Source organism: Xanthomonas sp. GPE 39, from assembly GCF_000963005.1.
Classification (GTDB): domain Bacteria; phylum Pseudomonadota; class Gammaproteobacteria; order Xanthomonadales; family Xanthomonadaceae; genus Xanthomonas_A.
The window spans coordinates 1819304-1840546 of sequence record NZ_JZHZ01000007.1; the positions used below are offsets into that span (position 1 = coordinate 1819304).

At 63.9% G+C, this 21243-nt stretch carries 12 protein-coding genes; 8 read left to right on the forward strand and 4 right to left on the reverse strand.

Annotation, left to right across the window (positions count from 1 at the left end):
- The first annotated feature begins 16 nt into the window (after positions 1-16).
- From XALGPE39_RS07695 to XALGPE39_RS07720, 6 genes are all read left to right on the forward strand, one after another.
- Positions 17-2152: an FUSC family protein gene (locus tag XALGPE39_RS07695; protein ID WP_045727673.1), complete on the forward strand. Its 2136-nt coding sequence runs from the start codon at positions 17-19 to the stop codon at positions 2150-2152.
- Between the two features lie 31 nt (positions 2153-2183).
- Entirely contained in the window at positions 2184-3455 is a 1272-nt protein-coding gene (kynU, locus tag XALGPE39_RS07700; RefSeq protein ID WP_045727674.1) for a kynureninase, read from the forward strand.
- A gap of 49 nt (positions 3456-3504) precedes the next feature.
- Positions 3505-4869, forward strand: coding sequence for an NAD(P)/FAD-dependent oxidoreductase (locus XALGPE39_RS07705; protein WP_045727675.1), 1365 nt, complete (start codon positions 3505-3507; stop codon positions 4867-4869).
- 162 nt (positions 4870-5031) lie between these two features.
- On the forward strand, positions 5032-6471 hold the full coding sequence (sbcB, locus tag XALGPE39_RS07710) for an exodeoxyribonuclease I (RefSeq protein ID WP_045727676.1): 1440 nt from the start codon (positions 5032-5034) through the stop codon (positions 6469-6471).
- On the forward strand, positions 6468-7154 hold the full coding sequence (locus XALGPE39_RS07715) for a DUF2461 domain-containing protein (RefSeq protein ID WP_045727677.1): 687 nt from the start codon (positions 6468-6470) through the stop codon (positions 7152-7154). The genes sbcB and XALGPE39_RS07715 overlap by 4 nt, the downstream gene beginning before the upstream one ends.
- A 43-nt stretch (positions 7155-7197) precedes the next feature.
- Positions 7198-7734 carry a DUF2939 domain-containing protein gene (locus XALGPE39_RS07720; RefSeq protein WP_045727678.1) on the forward strand — a complete coding sequence of 179 codons (537 nt, stop codon included), beginning with the start codon at positions 7198-7200 and terminating at the stop codon, positions 7732-7734.
- Between the two features lie 86 nt (positions 7735-7820).
- Here XALGPE39_RS07720 and XALGPE39_RS07725 read toward each other — a convergent pair whose 3' ends face one another.
- The 3 genes from XALGPE39_RS07725 to XALGPE39_RS07735 all read right to left on the reverse strand — a co-directional run bounded on the left by XALGPE39_RS07725 (position 7821) and on the right by XALGPE39_RS07735 (position 15093).
- The gene (locus XALGPE39_RS07725) at positions 7821-8786 is read right to left on the reverse strand and encodes a 5'-nucleotidase (protein WP_045727679.1); all 966 of its coding nucleotides are present in this window, start codon (positions 8784-8786) and stop codon (positions 7821-7823) included.
- Positions 8787-8908: 122 nt separating this feature from the next.
- A complete protein-coding gene (locus XALGPE39_RS07730) occupies positions 8909-9679 on the reverse strand; it encodes an NAD kinase (RefSeq protein WP_152624957.1) in 771 nt (256 codons plus the stop codon).
- Between the two features lie 332 nt (positions 9680-10011).
- Complete coding sequence (locus XALGPE39_RS07735; RefSeq protein WP_045727681.1) at positions 10012-15093, reverse strand: NAD-glutamate dehydrogenase domain-containing protein; 5082 nt, start codon at positions 15091-15093, stop codon at positions 10012-10014.
- A gap of 397 nt (positions 15094-15490) precedes the next feature.
- Here XALGPE39_RS07735 and XALGPE39_RS07740 point away from each other — a divergent pair, with 397 nt between their 5' ends.
- Positions 15491-16738: an efflux RND transporter periplasmic adaptor subunit gene (locus tag XALGPE39_RS07740; protein WP_045727682.1), complete on the forward strand. Its 1248-nt coding sequence runs from the start codon at positions 15491-15493 to the stop codon at positions 16736-16738.
- Positions 16739-16750: 12 nt separating this feature from the next.
- Entirely contained in the window at positions 16751-19924 is a 3174-nt protein-coding gene (locus XALGPE39_RS07745) for a multidrug efflux RND transporter permease subunit (protein WP_045727683.1), read from the forward strand.
- Between the two features lie 104 nt (positions 19925-20028).
- Here the strand turns inward: XALGPE39_RS07745 and XALGPE39_RS07750 are convergent, their stop codons facing one another.
- Positions 20029-21207 carry an acyl-CoA dehydrogenase family protein gene (locus XALGPE39_RS07750; RefSeq protein ID WP_343123018.1) on the reverse strand — a complete coding sequence of 393 codons (1179 nt, stop codon included), beginning with the start codon at positions 21205-21207 and terminating at the stop codon, positions 20029-20031.
- Positions 21208-21243: the final 36 nt, after the last annotated feature.

The following is a 21243-nucleotide window of genomic DNA, read 5'->3' on the forward strand; positions in this document are numbered from 1 at the left end:
AAGCGCTCGGGCAACGATGCTACGTAGCCTGATCGCACTGAAGCCGCGCGACGTCCCGATGCGGGTCGCGTTGCGCAATACCGTCGCGGTGGTGGCACCGCTGGCACTGGGCGTGGCCAGCGGGCATGCCGCAATCGGCCTGGCAGTGGCCACCGGTGCGCTCAATACCATGTTCTCCGACTTGCCAGGTCCATACCGGGCCCGCATGCAGCGCATGCTGATGGCCGCGCTGGCGGCAGGCGTGGCTGCCCTGCTGGGCATGCTGATCGGTACGCAGACCCTGACGCTCGCGCTGGCCGCCCTGGTGCTGGGCCTGGGCGGTGGCCTGTTGGTCGCGCTGGGTCCGGTCGCGGCCAGGGCCGGGCTGACCAGCATGATCCTGCTGGTGGTCAGCGCCGACGTACATCTGCCTGCGATGCAAAGCCTGGGCGTGGCCGCACTGATCTTCGCCGGTGGCGTGGTGCAGATGCTGATGGCGCTCGCGGCATGGCCACTGCAACGGTACCGCCCCGAGCGCTTCGCCCTGGCGGACCTGATGCGGCAAATAGCCGGCATTGCGCGTCAACGGCCCAATGCGAGCACCGTGGCACCGGCAACCGAAGCCGTGCTCGAAGCAATGGTGATGCTGCACGGAGAGCACCGTTCGCGCGGACTGGCAGTACAGTCGTTACGCATCATCGCCGAACTCTGCGAACGCACGCGGCAAGAGCTACTGACCCTGTCCGACCTGCACGGGCGTCTGGAGACGACCTCCCCGGCACGAGTACCGATCGAGCGCGTGCTCGAACGCAGCGCGGTCGTACTGGACCAACTGGCCTATGCCATGGATAACGCCGCCGATCCCAAAGCCGCAGCCGACTCGATGACCGGCTTCGACGATCTTGTCGCAACACTGGCACAGGTGCAGGCGCAAACCGAAGACACCCGCGAGCGCCGCCTGCTACGTATCGCGGTGGCCCGCGTACAAGGACTCGGCGGGCAGTTACGCGCGCTGGTCCGCAACGGCCACTGGGCCAGCAGCCGCGGCGAGATCCAGGCCGAACTGGCCGAGGCACGCCTACCGGCCGCACTGCGACCAAGGGCGCCACTGCAAACCTTGCGCGCCAACCTGCGCATGTCCTCGGTCGCGTTCCGGCATGCGTTGCGCTGTGGAGTGTGTCTGGCGCTGGCGGTGCTGTTCGCGCGCTGGCAGGCGATCCCGCACGGCTACTGGATCCCGATGACCACCGCGATCGTGCTCAAGCCGGATTTCGGTGGCACCCTGCGCTTCGGCGCACTACGCGTGGCAGGCACCCTCGTCGGGCTGCTGCTGGCCACCGTCCTGACCCACGCCGTGATGGACGGGACGGTGGTGCGCCTGCTGTTACTCACCCTCTTTTGCCTGGGCTTCCGTTTGCTGACCCAAGTCAACTACGGCCTCGGCGTGGCATCGCTGACCGGCATGCTGGTGCTGCTGCTGTCCTTCGAGGGGATGGCCCCAGGCCAGGCCATCGGCGAGCGCATCCAGGCCACCCTGCTCGGCAGCGGCCTGGCACTGGTCGCCTACGCACTATGGCCGACCTGGGAACGCCAACATCTGCGCGCCACGCTGGCGCAATTGCTGCTGACCTATCGTGACCATCTGCTCGCAGTGCTGGAAGGACAGCCGCAGGCCCTGCCGGAAACCCGCGCCGCCGCACGCACCGCACGCACCAACGTGCAGGCCTCGATCGAGCGGCTGCGTGGCGAACCGCGGCGCAAGCGCAACCTACGCGAACTCACCCTGGCCGAATCGGTACTGGCCAACGGCAACCGTCTGATCCGCGCCTCACTGATGTTGGAAGCCGTACTGCGGGAAGCACCAGCGCAACCGGCACTACCGGAGTTGCAGCACTTCCACCAACAGGCCCACAGCGCCTTGACCCAACTGGCCGACAGCCTGCACGAGGGCACCCCACCAGCGCCGGCGACGCTGCGTACCGACGAACGTCGCCTGGCCGAAGCGCTGGCCGCACATGCACAGGAGGGGGTCGAGAGCAGCGTGCTATCGGCCCTGGCCGATACCAGCGACCGTATCGCCGACAGCATTGGCACCCTGACCCACGTACTGCGCAGCGCGCTCTTGCCGGGTGCGCCCAGCGGCCTCGACAAAGCCGCACTGCGCCAGCGGTAAACTCTTGCCCTGTCTCCGGAAATCACCGCCGATGCACGCGCCCCTGTCCCGCCAGCACGCCATCGCCCTCGACGCCGCCGATCCGCTGCATGCGCTACGGCAGCAATTCCTGTTCCCACAGCATCAAGGCAGCGACCAGGCCTATTTCGTCGGCAACTCTCTGGGCTTGCAGCCACGCAGCGCGCGCGCCGCCGTGCAGGAAGTGCTGGACACATGGTCGACCCTGGCCGTGGAAGGACATTTCAACGGCGCGACGCAGTGGATGAGCTACCACGAATTACTCGCCACGCCACTGGCGCGCCTGGTCGGTGCGCAACCACACGAAGTGGTGGCGATGAACACGCTGACGGTGAACTTGCACCTGCTGATGGTCAGCTTCTACCGCCCGACCCGCGAGCGCCCGGCGATCTTGATCGAAGCCGGTGCATTCCCCTCCGACCGGCATGCGGTCGTCTCGCAGATCCGCTTCCATGGCTTCGATCCGGCAACCGACCTGATCGAAGTACAGCCCGACAGCGCCGACGGCACGGTGTCGCTGGAGGCGATCGCGCGCACCATCGAGGAACACGCACCGCGCCTGGCGCTGGTGCTATGGCCCGGCGTGCAGTACCGCACCGGTCAGGCCTTCGATCTGGCCGCAGTGGCGCAGTTGGCGCGCAAGGCCGGCGCGGCGCTGGGCTTCGACCTGGCCCACGCGATCGGCAACCTCCCACTGCATCTGCACGACATCGGCGCGGATTTTGCGGTGTGGTGCCATTACAAGTATCTCAACGCCGGCCCCGGTGCGATCGCCGGTGCCTTCGTGCATGAGCGGCATGGGCATGGCGATACCCCGCGTTTTGCCGGCTGGTGGGGCCACGATAAGCGCAGTCGGTTTCAAATGCAGCGGGACTTCGTCGCCGCGCCGGGTGCCGACGGCTGGCAACTCAGCAATCCGCCGATCCTGAGCATGGCGCCGCTACGCGCCTCGCTGGAATTGTTCGAACGCGCCGGCATGCCCGCATTGCGGCACAAATCGCAACAACTCACCGGTTACCTGGAGACGCTGATCCACGCACGACTGGCCAACACCTTGCAGATCCTCACCCCCTCCGATCCGGCGCAACGCGGCTGCCAACTGTCGTTACGCGTGGCCGGTGGTCGCGCGCGTGGCCGCTCGTTGTTCGAATACCTGCAATCGGTCGGCGTTCTCGGCGACTGGCGCGAGCCGGACGTCATCCGCATCAGCCCGGTCCCACTGTACAACCAGTATCACGATGTCTACCGCTTCGTCGAAGCCGTGGAAACCTGGGCCGGCCTCTGAGCCGCGCCTTCCTGCGCGGCACCTCGCCGCGTCTCTGTCGGACACCGCATTGAATCACTCTTCTCGCAACATCACCCTGATCGGCGCTGGCTTAGCCGGCTCCCTGCTTGCCATCCTGCTCTCACGCCAAGGCTGGCAGGTCACCGTGTACGAACGCCGTGGCGATCCGCGCATCCACGATTACGAGCGTGGTCGCTCGATCAACATGGCCCTGGCCGAGCGCGGCCTGCATGCGTTGCGCCAAGCCGGCGCGGACACCGCGGTGATGGCCAAGGCGGTGATGATGCGCGGGCGCATGGTGCACCTTGCCGATGGGCAAGCGCAGTTGCAGCGCTACGGGCGCGACGACAGCGAAGTGATCTGGTCGGTGCACCGCAAGGATCTCAACATCACCCTGCTGCAGTTGGCCGAGCAGGCCGGTGCGCGCATCCACTTCTACCACCGCCTGCACACGGTGGATTTCGACGCTGGCTACGCGCGCTTCATCGACGACCGTAACGACCAGCCGCACGACATCCATTTCGATAGCATGATCGGTGCCGATGGCGCCGGCTCGGCGCTGCGCAGGGCGATGCAACGTCAGGCGCCGATGGCCGAGCACATCGAATTCCTCGACCATTCCTACAAGGAACTGGAAATCCCTCCCGCCGCCGATGGCAGCTTCTGCATCGAGCCCAACGTCTTGCACGTGTGGCCGCGCGGCCATTACATGTGCATCGCCCTGCCCAATCACGAAGGCACCTTCACCGTTACCTTGTTTCTGCCCAACAAGGGCGAGCCAAGCTTCGCCAACATCCGTAGCGGCAAAGAGGCAGTGGCGCTGTTCGCGCGCGACTTCGCCGATGCGCTGCCGCTGATGCCGCAACTGGCCGAACACTGGGAACAGCATCCACCTGGCCTGCTCGGCACGCTGTGCCTGGAGCGCTGGCACCTGGGCGCACGCGCGGTGCTGCTCGGCGATGCAGCGCACGCGATGGTGCCGTTCCACGGGCAAGGCATGAATTGCGCCTTCGAAGACTGCGTGGCCCTGGCCGCACATCTACAACGCGAACCGGACCTTGCCCGTGCCTACGCCGCATTCGAAGCCGAGCGCAAACCCAACGCCGGGGCCATCCAACAGATGGCGCTGGAAAACTACATCGAAATGCGCGACCGCGTCGGCGATAGCGGTTTCCTGCTGCAACGCGAATTGGAACAGGCACTGCAAGCACGCTATCCGACCCGCTTCGTGCCGCACTACAGCATGGTCACCTTCCTGCGCACGGGATATGCGCAAGTGCTCGAACGCAGCCAGATCCAACGCGACATCCTGGTGCAGGCGACGCAGGGCCACTGCGATTTGAGCCGAATCGACTGGAACTGGCTGGAACGCACCGTGCATGCGCGCCTGACACCGCTGGAGGGCGCACGCTGAGACGATCTGGCTTACCCTGATGGGCGCAGCCTTGGCCGCGCGAGCAGCAACGTCCATCGCGGCGGATCGCACCAAGGCCAGCCAGAATCCCACCAATCACCACACCTCCACGGATTGGCTGGGTTCACGACGCACACTCGCCCACACCATCACGATGCAACCATGCCAGACAGCTTTCTGTTCTACGACCTGGAAACCTTCGGTGCCGACCCACGACGCACACGAATCGCCCAGTTCGCGGCGGTGCGGACCGACGCGGCACTGAATCAGATCGAGGAACCAATCAGTTTCTTCGTGCAGCCAGCCGACGACCTGCTGCCCTCTCCGGTCGCCACGCTTATCACCGGCATCACCCCACAGCAAGCGCTGCGCGAAGGCATCAACGAAGCCGACGCGTTCGCGCGCATCGTCGAGCAGATGGCGCGGCCACAGACCTGCACCTTGGGCTACAACTCGCTGCGCTTCGATGACGAATTCATCCGCCACGGCCTGTTCCGCAACTTCCACGATCCCTACGAGCGCGAATGGCGCGGTGGTAATTCGCGCTGGGACCTGCTGGACATGTTGCGGCTGATGCACGCCCTGCGCCCGGATGGCATCGTCTGGCCGCAGCGCGAAGATGGCGCCACCTCGTTCAAGCTGGAGCAGTTGGCGCTCGCCAATGGCGTGCGCGACGGCGACGCGCACGAGGCGCTCTCCGACGTCTACGCCACCATCGGCATGGCCCGACATTTCCGTCGCTGCCAACCGCGCTTGTGGGACTACGCACTGAAACTGCGCGACAAACGTTTCTGCGCCAGCCTGCTGGACGTGACCGCGATGCAACCGGTCCTGCATGTATCGATGCGCTACCCAGCCTCGCGTCTGTGTGCCGCCCCAGTGCTGCCGCTGACGCGACACCCGCGCATCGACAGCCGGGTGGTGGTGTTCGACCTGGAAGGCGACATCGACGCACTATTGCGCTGCACACCGGAAGAAATCGCCGACCGTCTCTACACCCCGCAAGCGGACCTGCCCGAGGGCGAGCAACGCATCCCGCTCAAGGAAGTGCATCTGAACAAGGCACCAGCCTTGGTCGCGTGGGCGCATCTGCGCGAGGCCGAATTCGAACGACTGGGCATCGACCCGGTACAAGCGCAGGCCAAGGCCGCGCGCTTGCGCGAGGCCGGCCCGAGCCTGGCGGAAAAGGTACGCCGCGTCTTCGCCAGCGAGCGAGCCAGCGCACCCGCCGACGTCGATGCCTCCCTCTACGATGGCTTTCTGGCCGATACGGATAAGCGCGCAATGGCACAAATACGGGCGACGGCACCAACACAGTTGGCGCCACTGGAGCGCAGCCTGCGCGATCCACGCCTGCCCGAACTGTTGTTCCGCTACCGCGCGCGCAACTGGCCGCAGACGCTATCGAGCGCCGAACAGACGCGCTGGGACGATTACCGACGCCAGCGCTTGCAAGTCGATAACGGCCTGTCCGAGTTGACCTTCGAGCGCTATGCCGCGCAACTGACCGATTTACGTCTAGCTCACCCTGAAGATGCTACCAAGCACATTCTGCTCGACCAATTGGCCGCTTGGAGCCAAGACCTGCAACGCACCCTATGACCAGCTATTTCAGCGACGCCAGCCTCAAATTTCTGCGTGCCCTGGCCCGGCACAATGACAAGACCTGGTTCAACGCCAATCGGCATCAATACGAAGAACATGTGCGTCAGCCGTTCCTGCGCCTGATCGTCGATTTACAGCCTGACTTGGCCCAGCTCAGCGAACATTTCCGCGCAGACCCGCGCGGCGTGGGCGGCTCGCTGTTGCGCATCCACCGCGACGCGCGCTTTTCCCACGACAAATCGCCCTACAAGACCTGGCAGGGTGCGCGCCTGTTCCACGCACGACGCAAGCAAGTGCCGGCGCCATCGTTCTACATCCACCTGGAGCCGGGCGAGAGCTTCGTCGGCGCCGGGCTCTGGCATCCGGAACCGGAGACACAGCGCAAGGTGCGTCAGTTTATCTTCGACAATCCCGGCAGTTGGAAGAGCGCCGCGCACGCGCCGTCGCTGCGTCGACGCTTCGAGCTTGAAGAAAGCGAAGTCTTGGTGCGACCACCGCGCGGCTTTCCGGCCGAATTCCCGTTCATCGACGATCTCAAGCACAAGAACTGGGTGTTCTGGCGCCACCTCGACGATGCGGCCATGACCGGGCCAAAGCTGCGCGCGCAGATCGCCACCGACCTGCGCACGCTGGGGCCGTTCGTGGATTACCTGTGCGCGGCGCTGGATCTGGAATTCTGAAAACCCATCGCGACAACGACACCCGCACACCCGGAGACATGCGATGAAGAAATGGCTGGCGTTGCTGTTGTTCGCGCTGGTGGGGCTCGGCGGCTACATCGTCGCCGGTCCGTATCTGGCGATCCACGGGATCGAACAGGCGCTGCGCCAGCGCGATGCCGCCGCGCTGGAGAACTATGTCGACTTCCCTACGCTGCGGGTCAATCTGAAAGCACAATTGGACGATGCGCTGTTGCGCCGCGCCGGACCCGACATGCAAGCAAACCTGTTCGGTGGCGCGTTGTTGTCGCTGGCCGGCAGCGTCGGTGGCATGAGCGTGGATGCGCTGGTCACACCGGCCGGCATCGGCGCGCTGCTGCAGGGCGATGCGCTGTGGAAACGCGCCAGCGGCGATACCGTCGGCGGCGACACCTATGCCGCGCCGCGTCCACCACAGCCACTGCAACAGGCCGAACAACGCTTCGAGTCGACCTCACGCTTCGTCGCCACGATACACACGAAAGATGGCACTGCCGTGCCGTGCGTGTTCACCCGCGATGGCCTGCACTGGAAACTCAGCAACATTCTGTTACCACTGTAAATGGCGGGTTTGCTGCGACAGACCTCGGCAACCTCGCCTACACCACACACCAGCGCAATGTAGCGGACCCGCACGCGCCGTAGCGCTTACGGCGTGGCAATATCGTTGGCTACCCCATGCGGCACATGACCGGCGGCGACCCGCTCGCGCGCGGCACTGTCGATGTTGTGCTGCGAATCGTCGAAGAAGATGTCCGCGCCGAACGCCTGCAGAAACGGCCCCTTATGACGGCCGCCGAGGAACAAGGCTTCATCCAGGCGCACACCCCAGTCGCGCAGCGTGCGAATCACACGCTCGTGCGCTGGCGCCGAGCGCGCGGTGACCAATGCCGTGCGGATCGGCGAGGCATCACCGGCCGGAAATGCCGATTGCAAGGCCTGCAAAGCCGATAGGAAATTGCGGAACGGACCGCCGGTCAGCGGCTGGCGTGCGTTTTCGCGCTCGTAGCGACCGAATGCCTCCACGCCCTGCTCGCGCGCGAGTCGCTCGCCCTCGTCGCCGAAGATCACCGCATCGCCATCGAAGGCGATGCGCAACTGCGTGGACAGACGTCCAGCGTCCAGCGCACCGGCCGCCACAGCCGCTTCCTGCGCATGTTCGCCCGGTGGCTTGGGCAGGATCGTCGCCGCGGCAACCCCATGACTGAGCGCACGCCGCACCGATTCCGGATTGGCCGACAGGAACAAATCGGTACCGAACGGTTTGACATAGGGCCAGGTCGCTTCGCCGGAGGTGAACGTCGCGCGGACGATGCCCAAGCCGTAATGCTGGATCGAATTGAAGATGCGCAGACCGGTGTCGGCGGAGTTGCGCGAGAGCAGGATCACCTCCACCGGCGGAGTCTCCGGCGGCGTGCCCTGGTTCAGCGCCAATAGCTTGCGTACCACCGGGAAGGCCACTCCTGGCAGGAGCACATCGTCCTCGCGTTCGCGCTGATAGACGCTATACGCCTGAACCCCCTCGCGTTCGAACAAGGCATGGCCTTCTTCCAAGTCGAACAGCGCACGCGAGGTAATCGCGACAGTGAGCAGACGGGGAGCATTGTCAGGCATGGACTGGGAACTCGAAACTCAGGACTCGGGAAACATCCAACCGCACCAGTGTAGCCGAGCCTGCGCAATGCGCGCCGAACGCACTGCAGCGCCTGAGCGAAGCTGCAGCTCCACGTTCACGCTCACACAATGAACTGCTCGCTCAGGATCCGCTCTTCCAAATTGTGTTCCGGATCGAATAGCAGCGTGACCAGCCGATCGCGCGATTCACGGATGGTCACTTCGACCACGTCGCGGGTTTCGTGCGAGTCGGCGGTGACGCTGACCGGACGCTTGTAGGGATCCAGGACCCGAATGCGCACTTCGGTATCGGCCTTGAGGATCGCACCACGCCAACGCCGTGGCCGATATGGGGCAATCGGTGTCAACGCCAGGGTATGCGAGCCCAATGGCAGAATCGGCCCATGCGCCGAAGAGTTGTAAGCGGTGCTACCGGCCGGCGTGGCGACCATCACGCCGTCGCCGATCAGCTCATCGATCTTGGTCTGGCCGTTGAGATCGATGCTCACATGCGCCGCCTGACGGGTCTGCCGCAGCAGTGAGACCTCGTTGTAGGCCAACGAGCCAGTGGTGGCGCCGGATTCGGTTTGCGCCAACATTTCCAGCGGTCGCAGCTTGGCCGGTTCGGCCAAAGACAAACGCGCCAGGAAGTCCTCGGCACGAAATTGATTCATCAAGAAACCGACCGTGCCCAACTTCATGCCGAATACCGGCTTTCCCATTCCGCCGTGGCGATGCAAGGTTTGCAACATGAATCCATCGCCGCCGAGCGCGCACAGCACATCGGCCACAACCGGCTCGTAATCGCCATAGCGCGCAACCAACTGCGCATGCGCCTGCTGCGCCTCCGGCGTGGCACTGGCGAGGAAACAGATCCGGGGCGAAGACGGCAATAAAGGGGCATTCATCGCGCCGATCATAACCGGCCTGGCATGACTGCGTCGCCGCATAAAACCATGTTTAAAACATTGTCGCACCGCGAGCGCAACCCGCATCACCACGAGGTACCGAAACACCACAGCCGCCCACTTCCAGCAGCGGCGTGGGCGACTCAGCCAATCGGCCTGTGGACCGGAGCATTGCGCTCCACCTGGAGCAATGCGGCACTTTCCAGATACGCAGCAGGCAGCAACGCCGCGAGGCAGAGACAAAACGCCCCACGCTCACGATCGTCTACGAACGAACGCTCGGCGCAGACCCGCACGCACGGGCCTGAGCATGCGGGTTACACCGCATGCACCGCCAGTTGGCTCAGACGCTGCACCGCCACCGACAACGTCGGGTAATCCAGAGTCTTCTGCGCCGCCAACTCCTGCAGCATGCTCAAGGTGAAGCGCAGACTACTGTCGTCGCGCTGCAACCACTGTTGCACCTTGACTTCGGCGTTGGCACCCGGCACGGCCAGCACTTGCCCAGCCAGCGCGCTGTGCTGCTTGGCCAATTCGTCGCGGAGCACGCCACGGGCCACCGCATGCCAGCGCCCGTTGACTTCCAACGCGTCGATTTGCTCTAACAACCACGGCAACTGCAGCGCCTCGCCGAGGCGGAAATGTACCTTCGACACCTCCACCGGCTTGAGCTTGCGGGTACGCGCCATTTCGATGATGTCAAATGCCGGCTCCAGGAAGCGCAGTTCGGACAACTGCTGCGCCAACGCCGCAGGCAACCCCTTGTCCTGCCACTGCTGCACCAGCGCCTCGTACAGTGGCCGCTGCGTTTCCGGCAATACCCCGGAGGCGACACGAATGGCGTTGAACGGCTCGTGGTAGCGCTCTACCGCCGCGGTGATACCGGGCATCGTGCCCGGACGGAACAACAGCCAGCGCACGAACGCCCGCTGCAATGTCCAGATCACTTCCAGGGCATCGATCTGCACCGATTCGGGCACCTTGCCGTCGAGCGCATCGATCTGCGTCCACAACGCGCGCGCATCCAGCGTCTCGCGGCTGATGGTATAGGCCTTGGCGACCTCGGCAATGCTGCGGCCGGTGTCCTCCTGCATCCGCATCAGGAAGGTGGCCCCCATGCGGTTGATGGTGGTGTTGGTCACCGCAGTGGCGATGATCTCGCGCTTGAGGCGGTGCCGCTCCATCGCATCGGCATACTTTTTCTGCAGCGGCCGTGGGAAGTAACGTTGCAGCTCCTTGGACAGGTAAGGATCCTCGGGGATGTCCGATTCCAGCAGTTGCTGGAACGTGACCAGTTTGGAGTAGGACAACAGCACCGCCAACTCCGGCCGGGTCAGACCCTGACCGCGTGCCTTGCGCGCGGAAATCTCCGCATCCGAAGGCAGATATTCGATTTGTCGATCAAGCAGCCCCTGCGCTTCCAGGGTGCGGATGAAATGCTGCTTGGATCCCAGGCGTTTGACGCTCATCCGCTCCATCAGGCTAAGCGCCTGGTTCTGGCGGATGTTGTCCCACAACACCAGCTCGGCGACCTCTCCGGTCATCGAGGCCAACAGCGTGTTGCGTGCCTGCAGCGTCAGTTTCTTGGCCTGCACCACATCGTTGAGCAGGATCTTGATGTTGACCTCGTGGTCGGAGGTGTCCACACCGGCCGAGTTGTCGATGAAGTCGGTATTGAGCAGCACCCCCGTCTGCGCCGCTTCGATACGGCCAAGCTGAGTCAGGCCCAGATTACCGCCCTCGCCCACGATCCGACAGCGCAATTGGCCACCGTTGACGCGCAGGCCGTTGTTGGCACGGTCGCCGACATCGCCATGGGTCTCGCTGGTGGCTTTGACATAGGTGCCGATGCCGCCATTCCAGAACAGATCCACCGGCGCCTTGAGGATGGCGTGCATCAGCTCGTTGGGCGACAGTTGCTTGATTCCAGGCTCAAGACCCAGCGCGGCGCGTACCGGCGCGCTGATCTCGATCGACTTGAGGGTGCGCGGATAGACACCGCCGCCGGCACTGATCCGCTTGGCGTCGTAGTCAGCCCAACTCGAACGTGGCAGTTTGAACAACCGCTCGCGTTCGGCGAACGCCGCCGCCGTGTCCGGGTTCGGATCCAGAAAAATATGCCGATGGTCGAACGCGGCCAGCAGGCGCAAATGCTCCGACAACAGCATGCCGTTGCCGAACACATCGCCGGACATGTCGCCGATCCCCACACAACTGAAGTCCTCGCTCTGACAATCGCGGCCCAGCGCGCGGAAGTGACGCTTGACCGATTCCCAGGCACCGCGCGCAGTGATGCCCATGCCTTTGTGGTCATAGCCCACCGAACCACCAGAGGCGAACGCATCGCCGAGCCAGAAGCCGTGGTCCAGCGCCAACCCATTGGCGATATCGGAGAACGTGGCCGTGCCCTTGTCCGCGGCGACCACAAGATACGGATCGTCCTGGTCGTGGCGCACTACCTGCGGCGGCGGCACGATCTTGCCGCCCACGATGTTATCGGTAATGTCCAGCAGGCTCTGGATGAACAACTTGTAGCAGGCGATCCCTTCGGCCAGCACCGCATCGCGCTCGCCGCCAGCGGGCGGGCGCTTGCAGAAGAAACCGCCCTTGGCACCCACCGGCACGATGACCGTGTTCTTGACCATCTGCGCCTTGACCAGACCAAGGACCTCGGTGCGGAAATCCTCGCGACGGTCCGACCAACGCAAGCCGCCACGCGCTACCGCACCGAAGCGCAAGTGCACGCCTTCCACGCGCGGGCTGTAGACGAAGATCTCGCGATACGGACGCGGCTTTGGCAGGTCCGGCACCATCGACGAATCCAACTTGAAGCTGATGCAATGCCCCAGCCCACCCTCGGCAGTGCGCTGGTAATAGCTGGTGCGCAGCGTCGCTTCGATCACGCCCTTGAAGCTGCGCAGGATACGATCCTCATCCAGGCTGGCGACCTGATCGAACAACTTCAACAGCGCCGCACCGACCGCCTCCAGTTGTGCCTCGCGGCTGCCGCTGCGCGCGTCGATCACTGGCTGTAGCGCTTTCAGCGCGACCTCCTCGCCCTTGGCAAGCGGCCACAATTGCGCCGACAGTGCCGCCTGACCATCGGCGATTTGCGCCTTGCTCTGGCTGCCGGTCGCCGGATCGAAGCGTGCCTCGAACAATTCCACCAACAAACGCGCCAACAGTGGGTAGCCGTTGCAGGTCGCCTCGACGTAGACCTGCGAGAACGGCACCCCGGTCTGTAGCAGATACTTGTAATAACCGCGCAGGATCGCCACTTGGCGCCAACTCAGGCTTGCGCCGACGATCAGGCGATTGAAGCCATCGTTCTCGGCCTCGCCGCGCCAGATCCGCACGAATGCCTCGCACAGCGGTGCATCGGCAGTGTCCACGTCGATCATGCCAGCCAGTGGCACAACCTCGAAATCCTGGATGGACAACGGCGTCCCATCCACGGTGAGCCGATAGGGACGCTCGGAAATCACCCGCAGCCCCAGGTTCTCCAGCATCGGTAACACGTCCGACAGCGGCAAATCGTCGTGCTGACGATAGAGTTTCAGACGCAGGCTGTCGCTGCCGTCGCGGTACAACGCCTGCAAGCTCAGATGCAGGTCTTCCGGACCACGCAGCGCGGCCAGGCGTTCGACATCGCGTGCGGCGATCTGCGCGGTCGATTCCTCGATGTAACCGGCCGGCAGCGCGCGGCCATAACCGGCCGCCAGACGCAAACCATCGCGCTCGCCGCAGTTGGCAACCAACGCCTCGCGCAAATCGTCGTGCCAGTTGCGCAACAGGTGCGCTAGGCGCGACTCCAATTCGGTGGTATCAAATTCCAGCGCCTCGCCCAGCTTTGGCCGCGCAATCAGGTGCAACTGCGCCAACGGCGATTCGCCCAGCACCACGTTGGCGTCGATGTACTCGGCATGCAGCGCGTCCTTCAGCAGTGCCTCGATGCGTAGGCGCACATCGGTATTGAAGCGTTCGCGCGGGATGTACACCAACGCAGAAATGAAGCGACCGTACTTGTCGCGGCGCAGGAACAAGCGACTACGTACCCGCTCCTGCAGGCCGAGGATGCCCATCGCGGTGCGGTACAGTTCTTCCTCATTGGATTGGAACAGCTCCTCGCGCGGCAGCGTCTCCAAAATGTGGCGCAAGGCCTTGCCACTGTGGCTACTCGGAGTCAGCTCGGATTTGCGCATCACGTAGTCGTAGCGCTCGCGTACCAGCGGGATTTCCGATGGGCGGCGGTTGTAGGCGCTGGAAGTGAACATGCCGAGGAAACGCTGCTCGGCAATGATGCGTCCCTTGGCATCGAACTCCAACACGCCGATATAGTCCATGTAGCCACTGCGGTGCACCCGCGAGCGCGCGTTGGTCTTGGTCAGGATCAAGGCATCCTTGGTGCCTGCCTCACTGAGGCCCTGCGCGGCAAGCGTGCGCACCGGACGCGCCGGCGACTTGTCCTGACCACGCAGAAGACCCAGGCCGCTATCCTGCAACGGCGCCAGCATGTCTTCGCCGCCCTGCTTTTCCACCCGGTACTCGCGGTAGCCGAAGAAAGTGAAATGGTCGGCCGCAGCCCACCGCAGGAACTCCTGCGCCTCGCGCCGGCCCTTGTCGTCTACCGGGAAACGCCGCGTGGTCAGGTCGTCGGCCAGGGTCAGCATCTTCTCGCGCATGCCACCCCAATCGCGCACGATGGTGCGCACCTCGCCGAGAATGCGCTGGATCGCCGCCTGCACCCGTGGCATTTCCTCCGGTGGCTGGCGATCAATCTCCAGCGCCATCAGCGATTCCGGCTTGCCTTCGCCGATGCTTTCCAACGCGCCGTTCTTGTCGCGTTGCATGCGCAACACCGGATGGCCAAGGACATGCACGCCGATGCCCAGGTCCGAGAGCAGGATGCTCACCGAATCGACCAGGAATGGCATGTCGTCGTTGACGATCTGCAGCACGGTGTGGGTGGACTCCCAGCCATCGTCTCGCAGCGTCGGATTGAACACCCGCACGTTGGCCGTTCCGGGTTTGCGCTTGCGCGCGAATTCCAGCATCGAGGCGGCCAAGGCGGCCCATTCCTGCGGGATATGGTGCGGGAATTCGTCCTCCTCCATACGCCTGTAGAACGCCTCGGCAAAGGCCTGCGCCTGCTCCTGGCGAGCGGCGGGGTAGCGCTTGCGCAGCGCGGCGAACACCGGCCCCAAACTGAAACCCGCCGCCGCTATCGGTGCGGCATCGATCACCTTGGCCATGGCCTCCACGACCGGCACAGGCTTGCGCGAGGTCGCCGCAGGCTTGGCTTTCGACTTGGATGCTGGTTTGGCAACGGATGGAGTCGCTGGCTGACGGGCGGCGACCGAGGACTTGCTGGAACGGGGAGCGACGTTTTTAGGCTTCATGGCGGAGAGCTGCAACGATGCTCGATAGTAAGGCCAAGATTGTACTGGCGACACCTGTCAATCAGGTGCTACATCGCAAACCAGATCGTTCCATACCGTCAAGCGCCAGCGCACCACAGAACAGCCACAATCGCCCCGTCACACTCATCCTTCGTCATGATCGAGCGCCACTCACTCCATCCGGATGAGGTGTGAAACGTATGGCGGTCATGGCTATTCAAATTATAAACTGGACGGTATAGTTCAAAATCATGAGCCTCTTTTCATGCTCCCGCCGCCGGTTGTGTCAAGCACACGACCACCGCATCCGCGAGGCTGTGCGCAGCCTGCGTTCCGGGCAAAATATCGCCCTGGATGGCGACTTGCATCTTCACATTCTGACCGGAGTATCGCCCAGATGACCTCCACATTGCGCGCTCTCGCGCTGACCTGCGCCGTCGTGGTGTCCCTTGCATCGTGCAAGAAGCAAGAACAAGAGCAGGCTATGCCAGCGCCGGAAGTGGGCGTGTTGCAGGCGCAGCCGCAGACCGTGCCGCTGCAACGCGAACTGGTCGGTCGGCTGACCGCATTCCGTAGCGCCGACGTGCGCGCACGCGTTGCCGGCGTGCTGGAGAAACGCCTCTACATCGAAGGTAGCGACGTCGAGCAAGGCCAACCGCTGTTCCAGATCGATCCTGCGCCGCTGCATGCGGCGCTGGCCTCGGCGCAGGGGCAACTGGCCGCGGCCCAAGCCACCTACGCCAATGCCAAGGCCGCCGCCAGTCGCGCCCGCAGCCTGGCGCCCAAGGCCTATGTGTCCAAGTCCGACCTGGACACCGCCGAAGCCAACGAACGCAGTGCCTCGGCAGCGGTACAGCAGGCCAGCGCGGCCGTGGAAACCGCGCGCATCAATCTCGGCTACGCCACCGTGACCGCTCCCATCGCCGGCCGCGCCGGCAAGCAGCAGGTCACCGAGGGCGCGCTGGTCGGCCAGGGCAGCGCCACCTTGCTGACCACCATCGACCAACTCGATCCGCTGTACGTCAATTTCTCGATGAACGCCGACGAGCTTGCGCAACTGCGTCAGGCACAGAGCACTGGCAACGTCACCCTGAATGCCGAGGACCAGTCCACGGTGCAGGTCAAACTTGGCGACGGCAGCACCTACGCGCATACAGGCACCCTGGATTTCTCCGGCGCCACGGTCGACCCCAGCACCGGCTCGGTGACGCTGCGCGCGCAGTTGCCGAACCCCGAGCGGGTGCTGTTGCCGGGCGCCTTCGTCAGCTTCACGGCCAACCTCGGCCAGCGCAAAGACGTCTATCTGATCCCGCAGGTCGCGGTGTTGCGCGATGCCAAGGGCGCCTACGCCATGGCAGTGGGCAAGGATGGCAAGGTGCTGCGTAAGGATCTCACTCTGGTCGGCCAACAGGGCGACCGTTGGATCGTCGGCGCCGGCCTACAGGCTGGCGATCAGATCGTGGTCAGCGGCCTGCCCAAGGTCAAGGAAGGCGCGGCGGCCATCGCCAAACCGTGGACAGCGGACACCCCAAGCCAGCCGGGAGGCCCCGCGTCGGCCAAGCCGGGCAGTGGCCAACCGCAGGGCGCGGCGCACGGCGACACGCCGGCCGCCGCGACCGCTTCCGCCCAGCCGAAACAGCCGTAACGGACCTGCGCCATGCCTAAGTTCTTCATCGAGCATCCGGTCTTCGCCTGGGTGGTGGCGATCTTGATTTCGCTCAGCGGCGTGATCGCCATCCTCAACCTCGGCGTGGAGTCTTATCCGTCGATCGCACCGCCGCAGGTCATCGTCAACGCCAGCTACCCCGGCGCCAGCGCCAGCACCACCGAGCGCTCGGTCACCCAGGTGATCGAGCAACAACTGACCGGCATCGATCACCTGCTGTACTTCAACTCGTCCTCGTCCTCCAACGGCAGCGCCAGCATCACCCTCACCTTCGAGACTGGGACCAACCCGGATATCGCGCAAGTACAGGTGCAGAACAAGGTCTCACTGGCGACGCCGCGCCTGCCCTCGGAAGTGACCGCCCAGGGCGTGGTGGTAGCCAAAGCCAACGCGGGCTTCCTCAGTGTGATCGCGCTACGTTCGGACAATCCCTCAATCGACCGCAATGCGCTCAACGACATCGTCGGCTCGCGCGTGCTGGAACAGATCTCGCGCGTGCCCGGCGTCGGCAGCACCCAGCAGTTCGGTGCCGAATACGCCATGGATATCTGGCTCAACCCGGAGAAATTACAGGGTTACCACATGTCCGCCAGCGACGTGCTCAACGCGATCCGCGCGCAGAACGTGCAGTTCGCCGCCGGTTCGATCGGCTCCGATCCAGCACCGCAAGGGCAGTCGTTCACCGCGACGGTCAGCGCCGAGGGCCGCTTCAGCTCGCCCGAGCAGTTCGAGAACATCATCCTGCGCGCCGATGGCAACGGCACCGTGGTGCGACTGAAAGACGTGGCACGGGTCGCGTTCGGCCCGACCACCTTCGGCTTCGACACCCAGTACAACGGCAAGCCGACCGGCGCCTTCGCCATCCAGTTGCTACCGGGTGCCAATGCGCTGAATGTGTCCGCCGCGGTCAAGGCCAAGATGGACGAACTGCAGCCGAGCTTCCCGCAGGGCGTCACCTGGTTCACGCCTTACGAGAGCACCACCTTCGTCAAGATCTCGATTGAGGAAGTGGTCAAGACCCTGGCCGAGGCAATCGTGCTGGTGTTCCTGGTGATGCTGATATTCCTGCAGAACTTCCGCGCCACCATCATCCCCACGCTGGTGATCCCGGTGGCGCTGCTGGGCACCTTCCTCGGCATGTGGATCATCGGCTTCACCATCAACCAATTGACCCTGTTTGCGATGGTGCTGGCGATCGGCATCGTGGTCGACGATGCGATCGTGGTGATCGAGAACGTCGAACGCATCATGTCCGATGAGCATCTGGCACCGAAGGCAGCCACGCACAAGGCGATGAATCAGATCACTGGCGCGGTGGTGGCGATCACCGTGGTGCTGGCGGCGGTGTTCATCCCCTCGGCCATGCAGCCTGGCGCTGCCGGCGCGATCTACAAGCAGTTCGCGATCACCATCGCGATGTCGATGGGCTTCTCCGCATTCCTGGCACTGAGCTTTACTCCGGCGCTATGCGCGGCCTTCCTCAAGCCGACACACAACGCCAATCCGAACTGGCTCTATCGCACCTTCAACACTTGCTACGAGAAGCTATCGCAGCGCTATGTCGGCGCGGTCGGCGGCAGTATCCGGCACACGCCACGCTGGATGGCGGTGTTCGCCCTGCTGGTGGTGCTGTGCGGCTTCCTGTTTACGCGCATGCCGGGCAGCTTCCTGCCGGAAGAGGATCAGGGGTTCGCTCTGGCAATCGTGCAGTTGCCGCCGGGTGCGACCAAAGCACGTACCAACCAGGTATTCGCGCAAATGCGCGGCATATTGCAGCAGCAGAAAGCGGTCGAAGGAATGCTGCAGGTGACTGGCTTCAGTTTTCTGGGACGTGGCGAGAATGTGGGCATGGGCTTCATCCGGCTCAAGCCCTGGGAAGAACGCACGGTCACCGCAAGCGAACTGATCGAGCAATTGAACGGGATGTTCTACGGCATCAAGGACGCGCAGATTTTCGTGGTGAACCTGCCCACGGTGCAGGGACTGGGCCAATTCGGTGGCTTCGACATGTGGCTGCAGGACCGTAGCGGCGCGGGCCAGGAGGCACTGCTGCAGGCCCGCAACATGCTGCTCGGCAAGGCTGCGCAGCGTCAGAACACGCTGGCCGGAGTCCGCCCGAACGGCCTGGAGAACGCGCCGCAGTTGCAACTCAAGGTGGATCGCGTGCAGGCGCAGTCGATGGGCCTGTCGATCAGCGATATCTACCAATCCATCCAGTTGCTGCTGGCGCCTGTCTACGTCAACGACTTCTTCTACGAAGGCCGCATCAAGCGCGTCAACATGCAGGCTGACGCACCGTTCCGCACCGGTCCGGAGTCACTGCGTAATTTCTATGTGCCCAGCAGCACCGCCACCGACGATAGCGGCCTGCGCCAGATGATCCCATTGAGCACCGTGGTGAAGTCGAACTGGGAGTACGGCTCGCCATCGCTGAGCCGCTACAACGGCTATTCGGCGATGAACATTGTCGGCAACCCGGCCCCGGGCAGCAGCTCCGGCCAGGCGATGAGCGCGATGGAAGACATCGTCACCAACGATCTGCCCAAGGGCTTCGGCTTCGACTGGAGCGGCATGTCCTACCAGGAGATCATCGCCGGCAATACCGCCACGCTGCTGCTGGTCCTGTCGATTGTGGTGGTGTTCCTGTGCCTGGCAGCGTTGTACGAGAGTTGGTCGATTCCGGTCTCGGTGCTGTTGGTGGTGCCGATCGGCGTGCTCGGCGCAGTCGCGTTCTCGCTGCTGCGCGGGCTGCCCAACGACATCTACTTCAAAATCGGCTTGATCACGGTGATCGGCCTAGCGGCGAAGAACGCGATTTTGATCGTGGAATTCGCCGTGGAGCAGCGCGCGATGGGCAAGACCTTACGCGAGGCTGCGGCAGAAGCGGCGCACTTACGCTTCCGTCCGATTCTGATGACCTCGTTCGCGTTCATCCTCGGCGTGCTGCCGATGGCCATCTCCAGTGGCGCGGGTGCCAACGCACGCCACGCAATCGGCACCGGTGTGATCGGCGGCATGCTGTTCGCCACCCTGCTCGGCGTGCTGTTCATCCCGCTGTTCTTCGTAGCGGTGCGGAAAATGCTCGGCGACAAGCTGGACGAGCCTTCGCAGGAATACGTCACCCGCCAGGAGCAGGGCATGAACCTGCATCAGCAGGATCGGTAAAGCGTCGCTCGCCTGGACACCGGGCACGCGCAAAACAATCCGTGCAGCGACAAAAAAGCGGCTGAAACGCCGCTTTTTTGTCTGTAGACATCAGCGACTGTGGCTCAACGCAATCCCGTCTCGTTGCGCGCGATCACCAGCCGCTGGATTTCCGAGGTTCCTTCGTAGATTTCGGTGATCTTGGCGTCGCGGAAATAGCGCTCCAGTGGCATTTCCTTGGAATACCCCATCCCGCCATGGATCTGCACCGCCTGGTGGGTGATCCACATCGCCGCCTCGGAGGCGGTGAGCTTGGCCACCGATGCTTCGGTGGTAAATCGCTGTCCCTGCCCCTTCAACCAAGCGGCACGCAGGGTGAGCAGCAATGCCGCATCCAGCTTGCACTTCATGTCGGCGATCTTGGCCTGGGTCATCTGAAATGCGCCGATCGGTGAACCGAATGCCTTGCGCTCCTTCACGTAGTCCAACGTCGCCTGGTAGGCCGCCCGCGCAAGACCGATGGCCTGCGAGGCAATGCCGATACGCCCTGCGTCGAGCACGCTCATCGCGATTTTGAAACCCTCGCCCGGCGTCCCCAGCACCTCGTCCGCCGTCGCCAGATAATCCTGAAATTCGATCTCGCAGGTGGCCGAAGCGCGGATGCCCAGCTTGGGTTCGGTCTTGCCACGATGAAACCCCGGCTTGTCGGTGTCGATCACGAAGGCGGTGATGCCGCGTGCGCCCCGCTCCGGTTCACTCATCGCAAATAGCACGATGTACTTGGCAACCGGACCGGAGGTGATCCAGCTCTTCTTGCCGTTGATCAGGAAGCTGCCATCGTCGCGACGCAGCGCACGGCAGCGCATCGCGGTGGCATCGGAGCCGGACTGCGGCTCGGTCAGCGCAAAGGCACCGATCTGTTGCCCCTGCGCGATGGCGCGCACATATTTCTGCTTCTGCGCCTCGTCACCGTTCTTGAGGATGCCGCCGCAGAACAGCGAATTGTTGACCGACATGATGGTGGAATGCGCGGCGTCGCCAGCGGCGATCTCGATCATGGCCAGCACATAGGCGATGGGATCCATGCCAGCGCCACCGTATTGCTCCGGTACCTCGATGCCCATCAAACCGTTCTCGCCCAGCAGGCGGATATTTTCCAGTGGAAACTCACCGGTCCGGTCGTAGTGTTCGGCGCTGGGGGCGATCCGTTCCTGGGCGATGCGTCGCGCCACGTCCTGGATCATCAATTGCTCATCGCTAAGTTTGAAATCCACCTCGCGCCTCCCGGTCGTGTTGGTACGCACATCTTAACCACCGACCATACGCCAGCGTTTGCCTGA

Bases quoted from the DNA above. Each gene is read 5' to 3' on its own strand.
- XALGPE39_RS07695 (WP_045727673.1), top strand. From the start codon at position 17: ATGCTACGTAGCCTGATCGCACTGAAGCCGCGCGACGTCCCGATGCGG.
- kynU (WP_045727674.1), top strand. From the start codon at position 2,184: ATGCACGCGCCCCTGTCCCGCCAGCACGCCATCGCCCTCGACGCCGCC.
- sbcB (WP_045727676.1), top strand. From the start codon at position 5,032: ATGCCAGACAGCTTTCTGTTCTACGACCTGGAAACCTTCGGTGCCGAC.
- XALGPE39_RS07715 (WP_045727677.1), top strand. From the start codon at position 6,468: ATGACCAGCTATTTCAGCGACGCCAGCCTCAAATTTCTGCGTGCCCTG.
- XALGPE39_RS07720 (WP_045727678.1), top strand. From the start codon at position 7,198: ATGAAGAAATGGCTGGCGTTGCTGTTGTTCGCGCTGGTGGGGCTCGGC.
- XALGPE39_RS07725 (WP_045727679.1), bottom strand. From the start codon at position 8,786: ATGCCTGACAATGCTCCCCGTCTGCTCACTGTCGCGATTACCTCGCGT.
- XALGPE39_RS07735 (WP_045727681.1), bottom strand. From the start codon at position 15,093: ATGAAGCCTAAAAACGTCGCTCCCCGTTCCAGCAAGTCCTCGGTCGCC.
- XALGPE39_RS07740 (WP_045727682.1), top strand. From the start codon at position 15,491: ATGACCTCCACATTGCGCGCTCTCGCGCTGACCTGCGCCGTCGTGGTG.
- XALGPE39_RS07745 (WP_045727683.1), top strand. From the start codon at position 16,751: ATGCCTAAGTTCTTCATCGAGCATCCGGTCTTCGCCTGGGTGGTGGCG.